Source organism: Streptomyces canus (genome assembly GCF_030815415.1).
GTDB classification, from domain to species: Bacteria; Actinomycetota; Actinomycetes; order Streptomycetales; family Streptomycetaceae; genus Streptomyces; species Streptomyces canus_F.
Genome location: NZ_JAUSWW010000001.1, coordinates 108,794 through 124,737 on the forward strand (window position 1 = coordinate 108,794; position 15,944 = coordinate 124,737).

Here is a 15,944-nt window from a genome sequence, read left to right on the forward strand (position 1 = left end):
AGAATGTCCCGCCGCACGTTTCTCGGTGCCGCGGGGGCGGCGACCGCCGCGACCGCGCTGCCGCTCGTCCCCGGCTTCTCCGGGCTGCTGTCGCAGGCCTCCGCCGCGGACACCCAGAGCAACCTGAGCAAGATGGTCGACATGCGGTTCGGCATGTTCAACCACTTCAGCCTGGGCACCTTCACCAACCAGGAGTGGGCGGAACCCAACCAGAGCCCCACCCTCTTCGCCCCGCCGAGTGTCAACTGCGCGCAGTGGGCCGACGCGGCGGCCGCCGCGAAGATGAGCTACGGCTTCCTGACCACCAGGCACCACGACGGTTTCGCCCTGTGGCCGAGCGCCTACGGCACCCAGAACGTCGTGAACAGCTCCTACAAGCACGACGTCGTCCAGGCGTACTGCGACGCCTTCCGGGCGAAGGGGCTGAAGGTCGGGCTGTACTACTCGATCTGGGACCGCACCTTCGGCGTCGAGGCCTGGGAGAGCCGGCACAAGGTGACCGGCCTGGAGATCACCGACGCCATCCAGCCCCGCCACATGACCTTCATCCTCGGTCAGATCCGCGAACTGCTGACCAACTACGGCACCATCGACATGTTCATGACTGACGGTTACGCGTGGCAGATGGGGCAGCAGGCCGTCTCCTACCAGGCGATCCGTTCGCTGGTGAAGGAACTGCAGCCGGACTGCGTCATGATCGACCTCGGCGGGCTGTCGGAGCCCTTCCTCGGCGACGCGATCTTCTTCGAGGAACCGCTGGGCGTCACGGCGCCGACGGGCAACACCTACGCCGGTATGCAGGGACAGACCATCAGCAACGGCTGGTTCTGGCACCCCTCCACCCCGACCGAGGGCCTCATGAGCAAGGCCGCGATTCTCTCGCACCTGGCCGACCTGGAACCGAAGTACACCTCGTTCATCCTCAACTGCCCGCCCAACCGCAACGGCCTGCTCGACACCAACGTCGTCAACCGGCTGGCCGAGGTAGGCGCGGCCTGGAGCCCCAACGCCGCTAGGCCGCCGCTGCCCACCCAGCCGCTGCGCGCCGAGCACCCCGTCACACCGGTCAACGCGTACGCCACCGGCTTCCACACCGGCGAGGGTCCGTTCAACGCCATCGACGGACTCAGCGACGTCCGCTACGAGACCTGCTGGTCGACCTGGGGGCTGTCGGCGCCGCTGCCGCAGTCCATCACCATCGATCTCGGCGGCGTGTGGAGCAACGTCTCCGCCCTGGAGTACCTGCCCAAGCAGTGGGGCCGCAACAACTCCACCGACGGCGACATCACCTCGTACACCATCCTGACCAGCACCGACGGGGTCACCTTCACCCAGGTCGCCACGGGCACCTGGGCCGGCAACCGCAAGACCAAGCTGGTCGAGTGGCCCAACCGGAACGTGGGCTTCGTACGGCTCCAGGTCAACGCGGCCACCGGCGGCTACGCCAACGTCAACAGCCTCAGGATCGGCGGCCGGTCGGTCAAGCCGGCCCTGGTCTCCACCACGCTGCCCGGCGACGGCACGGTCTACCGCCTGGTCGCCCGACACAGCGGCAAGTCCGTGGACGTGGAGGGCAGGCGCACCACCGACGGCACCAAGGTTCTGCAGTGGTCCTCGCTCGACCAGACGAACCAGAAGTGGGCCTTCGTCAAGACCGGCGACGGCTACTACAAGATCAAGGGCGTGGGCAGCGGCAAGCTCCTGGAGGTCCAGGGCCTGTCCCGCGCGGAAGGCGGCACCGCCGGCATCTGGGGAGACGCCGACGCTCCCCAGCAGCACTGGGCCGTCACGCCCACCGGTGACGGGTACCACGTCCTCGTCGACCGCTACAGCGGCCTCTGCCTCGCCGTCGACGAGGGCAGCAGCGCGGACGGAGCCGCCGTCGAGCAGCAGACGTACACGTCGCAGACGCATCAGCAGTGGCGGATCGTCGCCGTCTGACCCTGCTCTTCGCGGGCGCGGGAGGTGCGGGCGTCTCGCGCCCGCACCCATAGACGAAAAACTGACAAAACACCCGCCCGCCATTCGACACCGCCAGGCATTCTCTACAACGGACCTGCGCAATGACCGGGAGTGATCACGCTCGTGGACCGGTGACCGGCCCACGAGCGTGGCCGCGCTACGACTCCCCAGCTCCTCGGAATGACCCCGGTGAAGCCCAGCGGCTCCGACGGCCCGCTCAGCGGGTCACGGGACATCGGCACGCTGTACCCGGCGCTCTGGGCCGCCAACCCCCTCTTCGCCACGGCGACGGGCCTCGCCCAGGCCGCGAACAAGCAGTCCTACGTCGTCCGCACCGGCATCGGCGACAACGCCAACGGCGCCTTCTCCAACGACGGCGGCCAGACAGGAACTTCACGGCCGTCACCAGCTGCCAGGCCTCGTACACGGTCGGCTTCGGCAAAGCCGCCGACGGCGCCCGCGGCCCGGCGATCTACCACCTCGCCACCGTCTCGGGCGTCACTGGCCAGTGGGGCGGGGCTGGCTCGGTGAGGCCATCACCGGAGACCCGCGGGAATACGGCCGGGTGTACCTGGCCACCCACGGGCGCGGTATCCAGTTCGGGCAGCCGGCCTGACGCATCGGCATCGGGTCTCTCCGAATGCTCCGTGCGGAGAGACCCGATGCCGGGGCGGGGTCAGTGCCGGGCGAACTGGACTCCCGTCGACTGCACGGCGTCCGGCCGCACAGCGAGGCCGTTGATGGTGAGTCGTTCTCCGTAGATGTCGGTGAGCCTGATCGACTTGCCGCATCCGGTGCCATCGGGCGAGAGGAAGTAGTTGTAGCTGGTGCGGGTCAGCTGGCGCCAGCCGCCGCCGGTGCTGACCTCCAGCCGGGCGAGCGGGTTGCGGTGCCCGATGGCCTGGATGCCGCACCAGTAGGGGCTGGATCCGTTCTTGTAGCGGATCGAGATCGTGCCCACCGAGCTGGGGCTCACCAGGCTCCAGGTGATGCCGATCCGGCCGGTCGAGGTGGGGGCAAGTTTGGCGAAGGCCTGTTCGCTGAGGTCGAGTTGACCCGGCGCACACGGCAGCGGGCATTCGTTGGTGATCCGGACCGTGACGGAGTTGCCGTTCGCCGCGCGCACGAGTATGTACGCCCCGCAGGCCTTGGACGTCTCGTAGTCGGTGGTGTTCATCGCCGCGATCATCATGTCGCTGCTCGGCCCGTACGAGCAGGCGCCGTCCCCGACCCCGGCCTTGTAGACGGTGGCGACTCCCGGGTAGGTGACGCTGCCCCGGATCCGCCCGGCCAGGGACGACGTGCCGGGCACCTTCTGCGAGGACGCCCCCGACGAGGTCTGGGACGGGGACGCGGCGCCCTTCGGCTTCTTGGGCTTCGCCTTCTTGGGCTTCGGCTTCTTGGCCTTGGGTGAGGCGGACTCCGCGGACGGGGAGGGCGTGGGGGACGTCTTCCCGGGCGGTGACGGCGAGCTCGTCTCTTCGGCGCCGGCGACGGCCGTGGCCGCGGTCCGCGCGGCGTCCTCCTTGCCGTCCGGCCGCATCGTGATGGCCAGGCAGACGAGGAGACCTGTAACGACCAGCCCCGTGGTCGTACCCACCATCAGCTGGCGTCTGTGCCTGCGCTGCCGTGCGGCCTGGCGTGATTCTGGCATGTCCATCCGTTCGAAGAGCGTGTCGCTTGCACTACCCAGTGGCCGTCGGTGCCGAAAAGGTTGCCGCCGATTCTCGATCTTTTTGGGGCGGGTCCGGGACCGGAACCTCCGGACGGCGGCGCCGCAGACGTGGCCCGCGGCGACCACGTGCTCCCGCCCAAGAGTCCTTGGACGGGAGCACGTTCACGCTGCGCGGGCAGGTCAGCCGATCTTGGTCATGTTCCACTGCTGCGGGGCCCCGCCGTTGGGGGTCCACTGGATGACCTGGGTGTTGTCCGCCGTGTTGTTGGCGTTATCCAGCGCCTTTCCGCTGTGCCGGTTGATGAGCCGGAAGGCGCCGTTGCCGAGCGCGGTGACGGCCCACTGCTGCTGACGGCTGCCGTTGTCGGTCTTCTGCACCATCACCCCGCTGTCGGAGGTGCTGTTGTTGTCGTCAAGGGCCTTGCCGCTGCGGACACAGACCAGCTTGTAGTAGCCGTGGCCGAGGTCGGTGACCGTCCACTGCTGCGGCGAGCCGCCGTTGGCGGTCCACTGGATGACCGGGCTGCCGTCGTTGCCGGTGTTGCCGTTGTCGAGGGCCTTGCCGCTCTGGGCGCAGAGCAACCGGTAGACACCGCTCGCCAGGACGGCCGGCATACCGCTGACCTCCACGCAGACCACGGAGTCGTTCGCGTTGGGCGCCGAGGTCGGCACGCTGACGTTGATCTGCCCGCCGCTGACGGAGTAGTTGAGGTTGGTGCCCGGGTTGTTCATCAGGTACACACGGCTGATCGTGTTGTACACCGCCGGAATCTGCAGGGTGCCGCCCGTGGGCCAGTTGAAGACGTGGGCGAACAGCTTGCCGTTCTTCTTGGTGATCTTGCCCCAGGACGGCTCGGTGGCGAAGGGGCTGCCACTGGTGCCGTGGATGCTGTCGCTGTAGGTGGCCATCCACGAGGCCAGGCCGTTCAGGATGGTGACGGATCCAGGGGTCATGGTGCCGTCACCCTTGGGACCGATGTTGAGCAGGTAGTTGCCGTCCCGGGAGATGACGGTGACCATCTCCTGGATGATGTCCTTGACGGGCCGGTAGAGGCCCTCCGCCCAGCCTGTGTAGCCCCACTGGCCGTTCATGGTGGCGCAGGTCTCCCACGGCCGGTCCATCGGCTCGGCGGGCACCGACTGCTCCGGACAGGCGAAGTCGCCAAGCCCCTGGTCCCGCTTGACACGCTCGTTGACGATGAGGTTGGGCTTGCGCGCCATCAGCCAGGCGTACAGGTCCTCGCCGTCGGACTTGGCCCACCAGTCGCACCAGTCGCCGTCGAACCACAGGACGGCCGGGTCGTAGCGGTCCAGCAGTTCCTGCAGCTGGCCCTTCATGTCGTTGATGTAGCCGGTACGGGCTGCCGGGTCGATGACGGAGTCGTAGTTGGGGGCGGGACGACAGGTCTGCGAGGGGTGGTTCCAGTCCATGATCGAGTAGTAGAGCCCGAACTTGACGCCCCGGTTCGTGCACTCGGTCTTCAGCTGGGCCAGCAGGTCGGGCTGGAAGTTGCTGTAGTCGTGCAGGTTGTACTGCTTGGTGCCGGTGGTGTCCTTGAAGCCCGCGACGTTGGAGTCCCACATCCCATAGCCCTCGTGGTGCTTGGCCGTGATCACGAGGTACTTCATGCCGGCGCTCGCGGCCAGTCCGGCGATCTGGGCGGCGTTGAAGCTGGACGGGTTGAACGGCTTGCTCACGTTGTTCTGCCAGTCGGCCTTGGACCAGTTGCCCTGGCTGAACTCCCACTCGCCCTTGCCGAGGTAGGAGTAGGAGCCGAAGTGAATGAACATCCCGAACCGGGCCTGGTACCACCAGTCCAGCTTCGAGGAGACGGAGTAGGCCTCGGCCGTGGTGGGCCACAGGGCCTGCGGCAGGCCGACGGCCACGGTACCGCCGGCAAGGGCCGCGGCCTTGATGAGGGAACGCCTGCTGAGGGGGGCGGAGGACATCGTGCGGCTCCTGGGGAGTGAAGGACACAGAGTGCCGGCAACTGCTTTGCCGTGAAGCCGCGCTGTCGGCGGAGTACGGCGGCTCGTGTCCGACGGGACTCGACCAGCCCTACGGACATCGGATGTATTAACAGACACGGCCGTACCCGTTGTCTAGAGCACAGGGGGAAATTCCAAACATCCCTGCTCAGGACCCCGTCTCCGGGGTTCGAGTGCAAGATACATTGGACCTCTACGCGGGCGCGTTTCACAGCTGAAACGGGCATGCCTTCGCAGCGCGGCCGCCCGGCCACGCTGCGAAGGATCCGGTCCGGCACCGTCGGCTACGTGTCCTCCACCACGACGATGTCGAGCGTCCTGGGCCCGTGCACGCCCTCGACACGGTCCAGTTCGATGTCGCTGGTGGCCGAGGGGCCGGAGATCAGAGTGAGCGGCCGGTAGGGGTCGAGCAGCGCCAGTGCCTCGGGCACGTCGGGAGCGATCTGGTCCGCCCGGACCACACAGATGTGCTGGTCGGGAAGCAGGGTCAGGACCCGCCGCCCCTGGCCCGGCCGGTGGTCCAGGGTCACGGTGCCGGTGACGGCGATGGCGACCGCGACGGTGGTGACCACGGCGTCCGCGGGCGTCGAGTTGTCCGACCGTCAGTGGCGGGGCGTCCGTCAGCAGGGACCAGGGCCCCCCAGGGACCAGCTCCTCGGGCAGCCCGGGCGGCACCACCAGGGACCGGGCCCCGGTGCGGGCCAGCGCGCGAGCGATGGCCGCCGCGACCTCGGCCGGCGGGACCCGGACCACGGTGGCGCGGTACTCGGCGGCACGCTCGGCGAACAGCCCGACGACATCCGGTCCCGCGTGATCGACGCGGTGACCGGGTGGAAAGGGCACCTCGTCGGGGCGCTCCGTCTGGGGAACGCCGGACAGCGCTCCCCGGATCGCGCTCAGGACGCTCTCGCGGCCGTTCGTCATCGCCCCTTCCCTTCCGCCGTCGTACGGCTGTCCTCGCTGCTGGATGGTCGTGTACGGCGCCACCAGGCGCGCAGGGACTCACGAGCCGGCGCCGGGGTGTCCCGGGTGCCCGACCAGCGGGCGAACGGACCGGGCAGGGCACCGATCCGGCCGTCGCGGGCCACCAGCCGGGCTCCCATCGCGGCCAGGCGCTGCACGGCGGCCAGTCGCCGCGGTGAGCCCAGGACGGCACCCGCGGCCTTCATGGCGAGCCCCTCGGTCGTGGGGAACAGCCGGCCCCGGCGTTTGGCCTCCACGGCCTCGGCGCGCAGATGGACCAGCACCTCGGGAATGTTGATCTTCACGGGGCAGGCGTCGTAGCAAGCGCCGCACAGGGTCGAGGCGAACGGCAGCGAGGCCGCGTGCTCGACGCCGACGAGCTGCGGCGTCAGAACGGCGCCGATCGGCCCGGGGTAGACCGAACCGTAGGCATGGCCGCCCGTGCGTTCGTACACCGGGCAGACGTTCAGGCAGGCCGAGCAGCGGATGCAGGCGAGGGCCTGGCGGCCCACCTCGTCGGCGAGGGTGGCGCTGCGGCCGTTGTCGAGCAGCACCAGGTGGAAGTTGCGGGGGCCGTCGTCCTCGGTGGTCCCGGTCCACAGCGAGGTGTACGGGTTCATCCGCTCGCCGGTCGAGGAGCGGGGCAGGAGCTGGAGGAACACGTCCAGGTCGGCGAAGGTCGGCAGGACCTTCTCGATGCCCATGACGGTGATCAGGGTCTCCGGCAGGGTCAGGCACATCCGTCCGTTGCCCTCCGACTCCACCACCGCGATGGTGCCGGTGTCGGCGGCCGCGAAGTTGGCGCCGGAGACGGCGACCTTGGCGCGCAGGAACTTCTCCCGCAGATGGAGCCGGGCCGCCTCGGCGAGGTCGCGGGGGTCGTCGGTGAGGTTCTCGGGGGCGGGTCTGCCCCACTCCCCCATCTCCCGGCGGAAGATCTCCCGGATCTCGGAGCGGCCCCGGTGGATGGCCGGCACGAGGATGTGCGAGGGACGGTCGTCGCCCAACTGCACGATGAGTTCCGCGAGATCGGTCTCGTACGCACGGATGCCCGCCTCCGCGAGCGCCTCGTTGAGGCCGATCTCCTGGGTCGCCATCGACTTGACCTTGACCACCTCGTCCTCGCCGGTCTGCTTGACCAGATACGTGACGATGCGGTTGGCCTCGGCGGCGTCCGCCGCCCAGTGGACCACTCCCCCCGCGGCGGTCACCGCCTTCTCCAGGCGCAGCAGATGGTGGTCCAGATGGCGCAGGGTGCGGCGCTTGATCGTCGCCGCCGTCTCGCGCAGTTCCTCCCAGTCCTCCAGCTCGGCGGCGGCCGCCAGCCGCTTGTCCCGGATGGTGCCGGTCGCGCGGCGCAGGTTCGCCCGCAGCCGGGTGTCGGCGAGCGCGGTGCGCGCCGCCTCGGGAAAGGCCGGGGTGCCCAGCCATACGACGTTGTCGGCGCCGGTCACCGTACGTCCCCTTCCGTGGCGGCCAGGATCTCGGCCAGGTGCATGGTGCCGACGCCGGTGCGGAGCCGGGACAGGCCGCCGCCGATGTGGGTCAGGCAGGAGTTGTCGCCCGCGGACAGGATCTCGGCGCCGGTGTCCAGGACATGGCGCATCTTGTCGGCCAGCATCGCGTTGGACACGTCCGCGTTCTTCAGCGCGAAGGTGCCGCCGAAGCCGCAGCAGGACTCGGCGGCGGGCAGCTCGACGAGGTCGATGCCCTTCACCGCGCGCAGCAGCTGGAGCGGCCGGTCGCCGACCCGCAGCATGCGCAGCGAGTGGCAGGTCGGGTGGTAGGTGACCCGGTGCGGGAAGTACGCGCCGACATCGGTGACGCCGAGGACGTCGACGAGGAGTTCCGACAGCTCGTACACCGTCGGCACCACCTGCTCGACCGCCTCGGTGAGCGCGGCGTCGCCGTACTGGGCCGCCACCACGCGGTGGTGGTCGCGCACCATGCCCGCGCAGGACCCGGAGGGGGCGACGACGGCGTCGTAGCCCGCGAAGACCTCGGCGAAACGGCGGACCATGGGCAGGGTCTCGGGGCGGTAGCCGGTGTTGAAGTGCATCTGGCCGCAGCAGGTCTGACCCCGCGGGAACTCCACGGTGTGGCCGAGGCGTTCCAGCAGTTCGGTCACCGCGCGACCGGTGCGGGGGAACATCGTGTCGTTGAAGCAGGTGATGAAGAGGGCTATGCGCATGGGGTTTCCTGGTGCGGGTCCGGCGGTGCGGGGACGGGCAGGTGGTAGGTCCGCACGGCCGTGGCGGTGAAGACGTCGTGGCGCTCGGCCGGCCCGAGCCCGGCCGTCAGCTCGCATGCGGCGGAGATCACCTCGGCGTAGGTGGCGGCGAGCCGGCAGACCGGCCAGTCGGAGCCGAACATCAGCCGCCCGGGCCCGAAGGCGTCGAGCACGGTGTCGGCGTACGGCCTGAGGGCCGCGACGCTCCAGCTGTGCCAGTCGGCTTCGGTGACCATGCCGGAGAGTTTGCAGACGGTGTTGGGAAGGGCGGCCAGCCGCCGGATCTGCTGGGCCCAGGGGGCGAGTTCGCCCGAGGCGATGGGCGGCTTGCCGAGGTGGTCGAGGACGAACGTGAGGCCGGGCAGTCGCTGCGCCGCCTCGACGGCCGCCGCGAGTTGGTGGGACTGGACCACGAGGTCGTAAACGAGTCCCGCCTCCGCGACCGCGGACAGGCCGCGCAGTACGTCGGGGCGGACGAGCCAGCGCGGGTCCGGCTCGCCCTGTACCTGGTGGCGGATGCCCACCAAGTGCTGCCCGCCGGTGCCCGCGCGCAGTTCCGCGAGGGTCTCCGCGACGTCGGGTGCGGTCAGGTCGGTCCAGCCGACGACCCCCGCGACCAGGTCGCTCTCCGCGGCCAGGGCCAGGAACTCCGGGGTCTCCTCCGGCACGGTGATCGTCTGCACGAGCACCGTGGCGGTGACACCGGCGGCCCGGGCCTCCAGCGCCAGGTCGGCGAGGGTGAAGTCGCGGCGCAGCGGAGCGAGTTCGGCCCCGCTGATCCAGTCCTGGTCGCGGACGGACAGGTCCCACACATGGTGGTGGGCGTCCACGATGCCGGGCCCCGTCTCCGCTCGGGTCACAGCTGCCACACCACCGGCAGCGAGGCGTCCGCGCCCTCGGCGGAGTAGTCGTGGACGACATCGAGCAGGTCGGCCATCCGGGCCTGCCAGAAGATGTTGACGGGCAGCTTGTCGAGTTCGGCGATCATCGCCTGGTAGTCCTCGACCTCCAGCACATGGAACAGATCCGTGCCACTGCGCCAGATCGTCCACTCGCTCACCCCCGCGGCGCGGATCGCGGCGGTGAGTTCCTCCGGCACCTCCCGGTGCGCGGCCTCGTACTCCTCGATGCGGTCGGCGCGGACCTTGGTGTGCAGGGCGACCTTCATGACGGCTCCTTCGACGGCGTGGCGTCCCCGGGCGGGGTGGCCGCGGGGACAGGGATGCCCGGGTCCAGCAGACCCTCGGCGCGCAGTTCGTCCCACAGCGCGTCCGGGATCGGGCGGGCCAGCTGTTCCACCGTGTCGTGCACCTCGTGCGGGGAGCGCGCGCCGGTCAGGACGCTCGCGACCGCGTGATGACCGAACGGAAAGCGCAGCGCGGCGGCCCGCAACGGCACGCTGTGACGCTCACAGACCTCCAGCAGCCTCAACGCCCTGTCGAGCACCGGCTGCGGAGCGGGTGCGTAGTCGTACGTGGCGCCGGGCCGGGGAGCCGTCAGCAACCCGGAGTTGAACACCCCTCCGATGACCACGCTCCGGCCACGGGCGGCCGCCTCCGGAAGCAGTTCGGTGAGCCCGTCCTGGTCCAGCAGGGTGTATCGGCCGGCCAGCAGCACCACGTCGACGTCGGTCTCGCGGACGAACCGGGCGGGCAGCGCGGACTGGTTCATCCCGACGCCGATCGCTCCGATCACGCCTTCGGCGCGCAGCCGCTCCAGCGCCGGATACGCCTCGTCCAGCGCCTGTTCGGCGTGGTCGTCCGGGTCGTGCAGCAGGGCCACGTCGATGTGGTCGACGCCGAGGCGTTCCAGGCTCGCCTCCAGGGAGCGCAGCACTCCGTCGGCGCTGAAGTCCCAGACCCGGCGGTGGGTGGCCGGGACGGCGAAGCCGTTCGCGAGGTCGTCGCCGGCGCCGCCTTCCGGGTGCGGCACCAGGAGCCGGCCCACCTTGGTGGAGAGGGTGTAGGTGTCGCGGGGGCGGCCGCGCAGCGCGGCGCCGAGGCGCCGTTCCGACAGTCCGAGACCGTAGTGGGGCGCGGTGTCGAAGGTGCGGACGCCGGCGTCCCAGGCCGCGTCCACCGTGGCGTGGGCGGCCTCGTCGGTGACCGGCTGGAAGAGGTTGCCGAGGGCGGCACAGCCCAGCGCCACTTCCGAGACCGGTACCGCGGTGCCGCCCAGTCTGGTGGTCCTCACGACCTGTCCACCGGACGCAGCCGCAGGCCCTGCATACCGCCGTCCACCGCGAGCGCGGTGCCGGTGACGGACCCCGCCGCCGGACCGGCCAGGTAGACGATCGCGGCCGCCACCTCGTCTGCGGTCACCAGTCGGCCCATCGGCTGGCGGGCGTTGAGGGCGGCGCGCTCGGCCTCCGGGTCGTCGGCGGCGTCCAGCAGCCGGGACACCCAGGGGGTGTCGGCGGTACCGGGGTTGACGCAGTTGACCCGGACGCCCTCGCGGACGTGGTCGGCGGCCATCGCCAGCGTGAGCGAGAGCACGGCGCCCTTGCTGGCGGAGTACAGGGCGCGCTGCGGCAGTCCCGCAGTGGCCGCGATGGAGCAGGTGTTGACGATGGACGCGGTGCCCGGACGGGCAGCGGCAGCGCGACGCAGGTGGGGCAGGGCGGCGCGGGTGGTGCGGACGATGCCGAGGACATTGACGTCCAGGACGCGGTGCCACTGCTCGTCGTCGTTGTCCTCGACGGTGCCCGCCGCCCCGATGCCCGCGTTGTTGACGAGAATGTCGATGCCGCCGAGCTGGTGCGCCGCCGCGTCCACGGCGGCACGCACGGAGGCGTCGTCGCCGACATCGGCCTTGAACCCGAGCAGCGGTTCGCCGGCGCCGTCCGGATCGAGGTCGAGGACGGCCACCGCCGCGCCCTGTGCCGCCAGTGCGCGGGCCGTGGCGAGCCCGATGCCGGACGCGCCCCCGGTGACGATGGCCTTGAGTCCTGACAGTCCGGTCATGACCCCTCCTCCTGAGCGGCGCGGTCGGCCACCCAGAACGTGCCGTCCGGGTAGCGGTACTCGGCGATGGACTCCTCCCACATGGTGGCCGAGAAGCCCGGGGTGAGCGGCGCGACATAGTGGCCGTCGCGGATGACCACGGGTGCGGTGAAGTGCTGGTGGAGGTGGTCGACGAACTCGATCACACGGTTCTCGATGGTGCCGGACAGCGCCAGGTAGTCGAACATCGACAGGTGCTGCACCAGCTCGCACAGGCCGACGCCACCCGCGTGCGGGCAGACCGGCACACCGAACTTGGCGGCGAGCAGCAGGATCGCGAGGTTCTCGTTGACGCCGCCGACGCGGGCCGCGTCGATCTGGAGGACGTCGATGGCGCCGGCCTGGAGGAGCTGCTTGAAGATGATGCGGTTCTGCACGTGCTCGCCGGTGGCCACCTTCACGGGGGCGACCGCCTGCCGTACGGAGGCGTGGCCGAGGACGTCGTCGGGGCTGGTGGGCTCCTCGATCCAGTACGGGTCGAACTCGGCGAGCGCCTTGGTCCACTCGATCGCCTCGTCCACGTTCCAGCGCTGGTTGGCGTCGATGGCGATGCGGATGTCGTCGCCGACGGCGGCGCGGGCGGTGCGCAAGCGCCGGATGTCGTCGTCGACGTCGGCGCCGACCTTCAGCTTGATCTGCGTGAAGCCGTCGGCGACGGCCTGCTTGGCCAGGCGGGTGAGCTTGTCGTCGGAGTAGCCGAGCCAGCCCGGGGAGGTGGTGTAGCCGGGGTAGCCGCGCTCCAGCAGGATCGCCTCGCGCTCGGCGAGGCCCGTGCGGCCCTCGCGCAGGAGGGTGAGGGCGTCCTCGGGGGTGAGGGCGTCGGCGATGTAGCGGAAGTCGACCTGGGAGACCAGCCATTCGGGGGTGGCGTGGGCAAGCAGCTGCCACAGCGGCTTGCCCTCCCGCTTGGCGGCCAGGTCCCACACGGCGTTGACCACGGCGCCGATCGCCATGTGCATCACGCCCTTCTCGGGGCCGAGCCAGCGCAGCTGGCTGTCGCCGATCAGGTCGCGGCTGAGTGAGCCGGGGTCGGCGCACAGCTCCTCGACACTGCGGCCCATGAGATGGGGCCGCAGCGCGTCGATCGCGGCGACCTGGACGTCGTTGCCGCGGCCGATGGTGAAGGTGAAGCCGTGGCCTTCGGGTCCGTCGGCGTCGTCGGTGCGCAGCACGACGTAGGCGGCGGAGTAATCGGGATCCGGATTCATCGCGTCCGAGCCGTCCAGTTCCCGGGAGGTGGGGAAGCGGACGTCGTAGGTGTCGACGGCGATGATCCGTGCGGATGTTGCAGTCAAGGGGGTGCTGCCTTTCACGCTTGGGCGAAGGTCTGGCGCTGGCTGCCGAGGCCGTCGACGGAGAGCTCGACGGTGTCGCCGGGGCGCAGATAGGGAGTGCCGGGAAGGCCCAGGGCCACGCCCGCGGGCGTGCCGGTGTTGATCACGTCGCCGGGTTCGAGGACCAGGTACTGGCTCAGGTACGACACGATGTGGTCGACCGCGAAGATCATGTCGCTGGTGTGGCCGTCCTGGCGCTTCACACCGTTGACGCTCAGGTGCATTCCGAGGCTCTGCGGGTCGCCGACCTCGTCGGCGGTGACCAGCCAGGGGCCGAGCGGGTTGAAGGTCTCGCAGGACTTGCCCAGGTCCCACTGCGACGAGTACTCCAGCTGGAACTCGCGCTCGGAGACGTCATGGCTGATCGCGTACCCGGCGATGATGGCGCGTGCGGCCTCGGGACCTTCGAGGTAGCGGGCCCGCTGTCCGATGACGACCGCCAGCTCGACCTCCCAGTCGGTCTTGACCGAGCCGCGGGGGACGAGCACCTCGTCGTACGGGCCGATGACCGTGCTCGGGTCCTTCATGAACACCACGGGACGGGGCGGGATGGCCGCGCCGGTCTCTTCGGCGTGGTCGCGGTAGTTCAGCCCGACGCAGATGACCTTGCCGGGGCGGGTGACGGGGGCGCCCACCCGCAAGCCGTCCTGGTCGAGCTCGGGCAGTTCTCCCGCCGCGACGGCCGCACGGGCCCGGTCGACTCCCCCGGAAGCGAGGAAGACGCCGTCGATGTCCGGGGTCACGGAGGACAGGTCCAGCAGCCGGCCGTCGTCGGTGCGGACGGCGGGCCGCTCCTCACCGGGGGCGCCGATTCGTATCAGTTTCACTGGGGAGCTCCCTTGCCATGCGGGATTCGTCTGAGGGGTGGTCGGCCGTAGAGTCGGGCCGCCTGCCGTGCGGTGATGTCGGGCCGTTCGGGGTGTCACTCGTCCCCGTCGGCAGTCATCGGAGGTATGACGGCACAGTGACCTTAGATGCGAGGATCCGCGCCTGACAAGGATTCCTCGGATGTATTTCCTCGACGTTTCCAGCAAAGCGCCCATCACGGTGGATTCTCCGCGGCCGCGCCTGACCAGGACGTCGACACGCGCCGCGCCATCCGATGAATCCAAAGTCGAGCCACAGAGACACCTCCCCTGCTCAGGGCGCGACGAGCAGGCTCGCCGCCGACCGCCCCGGGCGGTCACACCCCCTCGGGGCACCCTCCCGCACCCCTTCCCGACCGGCCCGGACCTCCTCCGTTGCCGAATCGTGAGCTGCCAGCGCGTCGCCCGTTCTCCACCAAGGCCACGAATGTGCAGGTAGCAGGGTTGCCTGTGCGATATCCCGAGGCCAGGACGGCGCCTCGCCACCCCGCTGGGTAATGTCCCGCAAATCTCTGGCGGCGAACTCTTGTCAACGTCGGCAACGTCGTCGTAACGTCCTCGACGTCCGGGATACATCGGAGGAATAGTCGTAATACCCAGTGCGCCTGTTCGGCTCGCATCCGTGTGCCGCTTCGCCTCCAGGTCCTCGGTCCCCTGACCGCCCCTCACATCCGATCCTGTCGGGCATGATCCGCGCATTTCCGCTCCGGATCGGCACCTGCCCGTCGGCGTCCTCGCCCGTCCCCCCCCAGGCAGGTATGTCCCCCTCCCACCGTCGCCCTGCGGCCCCGCGCCCCTGGCTAAGGAGAGAACACGGCCATGAAGCTCGCTCGTACCCGCTCCACCGCTGCAGCCGCCACCGCCGTCCTCGCGGTACTGGCCCTCGCCACCGCGTGCAACCGTGAGAGCACCGACTCGGTCGCCTCGGACGGCGGCAAGTCCGCCATCGGCATCGACCTGCCGCGCTCGGACTCCGACTTCTGGAACTCCTACGCGCAGTACATCGACAAGGACATCAAGGCCGACGGCATCAAGGCGCTGCCGATCAGCAACTCGCAGAACGACGTCACCAAGCTGGTCGCCAACGTGCAGGTGTTCGAGAACACCGGCGCCAAGGCCGTCGTCATGGCCCCGCAGGACACCGGCGCCATCGCCTCCACCCTGGACACCCTCGCGTCGAAGAAGATCCCCGTGATCAGCGTCGACACGAGACCCGACAAGGGCGATGTCTACATGGTGGTCCGTGCCGACAACCGGGCCTACGGCACCAAGGCCTGTGAGTTCCTCGGCAAGCAGCTGGGCGGCAAGGGCAAGGTCGCCGAGCTGCAGGGCGCGCTGGACTCGATCAACGGCCGCGACCGCTCCGAGGCCTTCGCGGAGTGCATGAAGACCAAGTTCCCGAAGATCAAGGTCTTCGAGCTGCCCACCGACTGGAAGGGCGACGTGGCCTCCGCCAAGCTGCAGAGCCTGCTCGCCCAGCACAAGGACCTCAACGGCATCTACATGCAGGCCGGCGGCGTCTTCCTGCAGCCGACCCTGGCCCTGCTGGAGCAGAAGGGCCTGCTCAAGCCCGCCGGGGAGAAGGGCCACATCAGCATCGTCTCCAACGACGGCATCCCGCAGGAGTTCGACGCCATCCGCAAGGGCCAGATCGACGCCACGATCTCCCAGCCCGCCGACCTCTACGCCAAGTACGCGCTGTACTACGCCAAGGCGGCGGCCGAGGGCAAGACCTTCCAGCCGGGCAAGACCGACCACGACTCCACGATCATCAAGCTGCCCAACGGCCTTGAGGACCAGCTGCCCGCGCCGCTGATCACCAAGGACAACGTCGACGACAAGTCGCTGTGGGGCAACAACGTCGGCTGACGACCGACCGCTCCCTCCCGCCGCGTCGGGGAACGGACCTCCTCCGTCCCCCGA

The 15,944-nt window shown here is 69.8% G+C and carries 14 protein-coding genes; 3 read left to right on the top strand and 11 right to left on the bottom strand.

Going from position 1 to position 15,944, the window contains the following annotated elements; genetic code table 11:
• Positions 1–3 precede the first annotated feature (3 nt).
• Together QF037_RS00540 and QF037_RS51385 are read left to right on the top strand one after the other, a co-directional pair.
• Complete coding sequence (locus QF037_RS00540) at positions 4–1,941, top strand: RICIN domain-containing protein (RefSeq protein ID WP_307036913.1); 1,938 nt, start codon at positions 4–6, stop codon at positions 1,939–1,941.
• 201 nt (positions 1,942–2,142) lie between these two features.
• On the top strand, positions 2,143–2,493 hold the full coding sequence (locus tag QF037_RS51385) for a hypothetical protein (RefSeq protein ID WP_444972107.1): 351 nt from the start codon (positions 2,143–2,145) through the stop codon (positions 2,491–2,493).
• A gap of 145 nt (positions 2,494–2,638) precedes the next feature.
• Here QF037_RS51385 and QF037_RS00550 read toward each other — a convergent pair whose 3' ends face one another.
• From QF037_RS00550 to QF037_RS00600, 11 genes are all read right to left on the bottom strand, one after another.
• Positions 2,639–3,616: an expansin EXLX1 family cellulose-binding protein gene (locus QF037_RS00550; RefSeq protein WP_307020708.1), complete on the bottom strand. Its 978-nt coding sequence runs from the start codon at positions 3,614–3,616 to the stop codon at positions 2,639–2,641.
• A 201-nt stretch (positions 3,617–3,817) separates the two neighbouring features.
• Positions 3,818–5,587: an alpha-L-fucosidase gene (locus tag QF037_RS00555; protein WP_307020709.1), complete on the bottom strand. Its 1,770-nt coding sequence runs from the start codon at positions 5,585–5,587 to the stop codon at positions 3,818–3,820.
• 323 nt (positions 5,588–5,910) lie between these two features.
• Complete coding sequence (locus QF037_RS00560) at positions 5,911–6,198, bottom strand: LutC/YkgG family protein (RefSeq protein WP_307020711.1); 288 nt, start codon at positions 6,196–6,198, stop codon at positions 5,911–5,913.
• Between the two features lie 348 nt (positions 6,199–6,546).
• Positions 6,547–8,043, bottom strand: coding sequence for a LutB/LldF family L-lactate oxidation iron-sulfur protein (locus QF037_RS00565; protein ID WP_307020713.1), 1,497 nt, complete (start codon positions 8,041–8,043; stop codon positions 6,547–6,549).
• Positions 8,040–8,780, bottom strand: a complete 741-nt coding sequence (locus QF037_RS00570; protein ID WP_307020715.1) for a (Fe-S)-binding protein — start codon at positions 8,778–8,780, stop codon at positions 8,040–8,042. The genes QF037_RS00565 and QF037_RS00570 overlap by 4 nt, the downstream gene beginning before the upstream one ends.
• Positions 8,771–9,679, bottom strand: coding sequence for an amidohydrolase family protein (locus tag QF037_RS00575; protein ID WP_307020717.1), 909 nt, complete (start codon positions 9,677–9,679; stop codon positions 8,771–8,773). The genes QF037_RS00570 and QF037_RS00575 overlap by 10 nt, the downstream gene beginning before the upstream one ends.
• Positions 9,676–9,987 carry an L-rhamnose mutarotase gene (locus QF037_RS00580; protein WP_307020719.1) on the bottom strand — a complete coding sequence of 104 codons (312 nt, stop codon included), beginning with the start codon at positions 9,985–9,987 and terminating at the stop codon, positions 9,676–9,678. Before QF037_RS00580 ends, QF037_RS00575 begins: the two co-directional genes overlap by 4 nt.
• A complete protein-coding gene (locus tag QF037_RS00585) occupies positions 9,984–11,012 on the bottom strand; it encodes an aldo/keto reductase (protein ID WP_307020721.1) in 1,029 nt (342 codons plus the stop codon). Before QF037_RS00585 ends, QF037_RS00580 begins: the two co-directional genes overlap by 4 nt.
• A complete protein-coding gene (locus QF037_RS00590) occupies positions 11,009–11,782 on the bottom strand; it encodes an SDR family NAD(P)-dependent oxidoreductase (RefSeq protein ID WP_307020723.1) in 774 nt (257 codons plus the stop codon). Before QF037_RS00590 ends, QF037_RS00585 begins: the two co-directional genes overlap by 4 nt.
• Positions 11,779–13,116: an L-fuconate dehydratase gene (locus tag QF037_RS00595; protein ID WP_307020725.1), complete on the bottom strand. Its 1,338-nt coding sequence runs from the start codon at positions 13,114–13,116 to the stop codon at positions 11,779–11,781. Before QF037_RS00595 ends, QF037_RS00590 begins: the two co-directional genes overlap by 4 nt.
• A 14-nt stretch (positions 13,117–13,130) precedes the next feature.
• Positions 13,131–13,982 carry a fumarylacetoacetate hydrolase family protein gene (locus QF037_RS00600; protein WP_307020726.1) on the bottom strand — a complete coding sequence of 284 codons (852 nt, stop codon included), beginning with the start codon at positions 13,980–13,982 and terminating at the stop codon, positions 13,131–13,133.
• An 858-nt stretch (positions 13,983–14,840) separates the two neighbouring features.
• Between QF037_RS00600 and QF037_RS00605 the strand changes: the two genes are divergently transcribed.
• Positions 14,841–15,890, top strand: a complete 1,050-nt coding sequence (locus QF037_RS00605) for a sugar ABC transporter substrate-binding protein (RefSeq protein WP_307020727.1) — start codon at positions 14,841–14,843, stop codon at positions 15,888–15,890.
• Positions 15,891–15,944 lie beyond the last annotated feature (54 nt).

Bases quoted from the DNA above. Each gene is read 5' to 3' on its own strand.
- QF037_RS00570 (WP_307020715.1), bottom strand. From the start codon at position 8,780: ATGCGCATAGCCCTCTTCATCACCTGCTTCAACGACACGATGTTCCCC.
- QF037_RS00550 (WP_307020708.1), bottom strand. From the start codon at position 3,616: ATGCCAGAATCACGCCAGGCCGCACGGCAGCGCAGGCACAGACGCCAG.
- QF037_RS51385 (WP_444972107.1), top strand. From the start codon at position 2,143: ATGACCCCGGTGAAGCCCAGCGGCTCCGACGGCCCGCTCAGCGGGTCA.
- QF037_RS00580 (WP_307020719.1), bottom strand. From the start codon at position 9,987: ATGAAGGTCGCCCTGCACACCAAGGTCCGCGCCGACCGCATCGAGGAG.
- QF037_RS00540 (WP_307036913.1), top strand. From the start codon at position 4: ATGTCCCGCCGCACGTTTCTCGGTGCCGCGGGGGCGGCGACCGCCGCG.
- QF037_RS00555 (WP_307020709.1), bottom strand. From the start codon at position 5,587: ATGTCCTCCGCCCCCCTCAGCAGGCGTTCCCTCATCAAGGCCGCGGCC.
- QF037_RS00590 (WP_307020723.1), bottom strand. From the start codon at position 11,782: ATGACCGGACTGTCAGGACTCAAGGCCATCGTCACCGGGGGCGCGTCC.
- QF037_RS00605 (WP_307020727.1), top strand. From the start codon at position 14,841: ATGAAGCTCGCTCGTACCCGCTCCACCGCTGCAGCCGCCACCGCCGTC.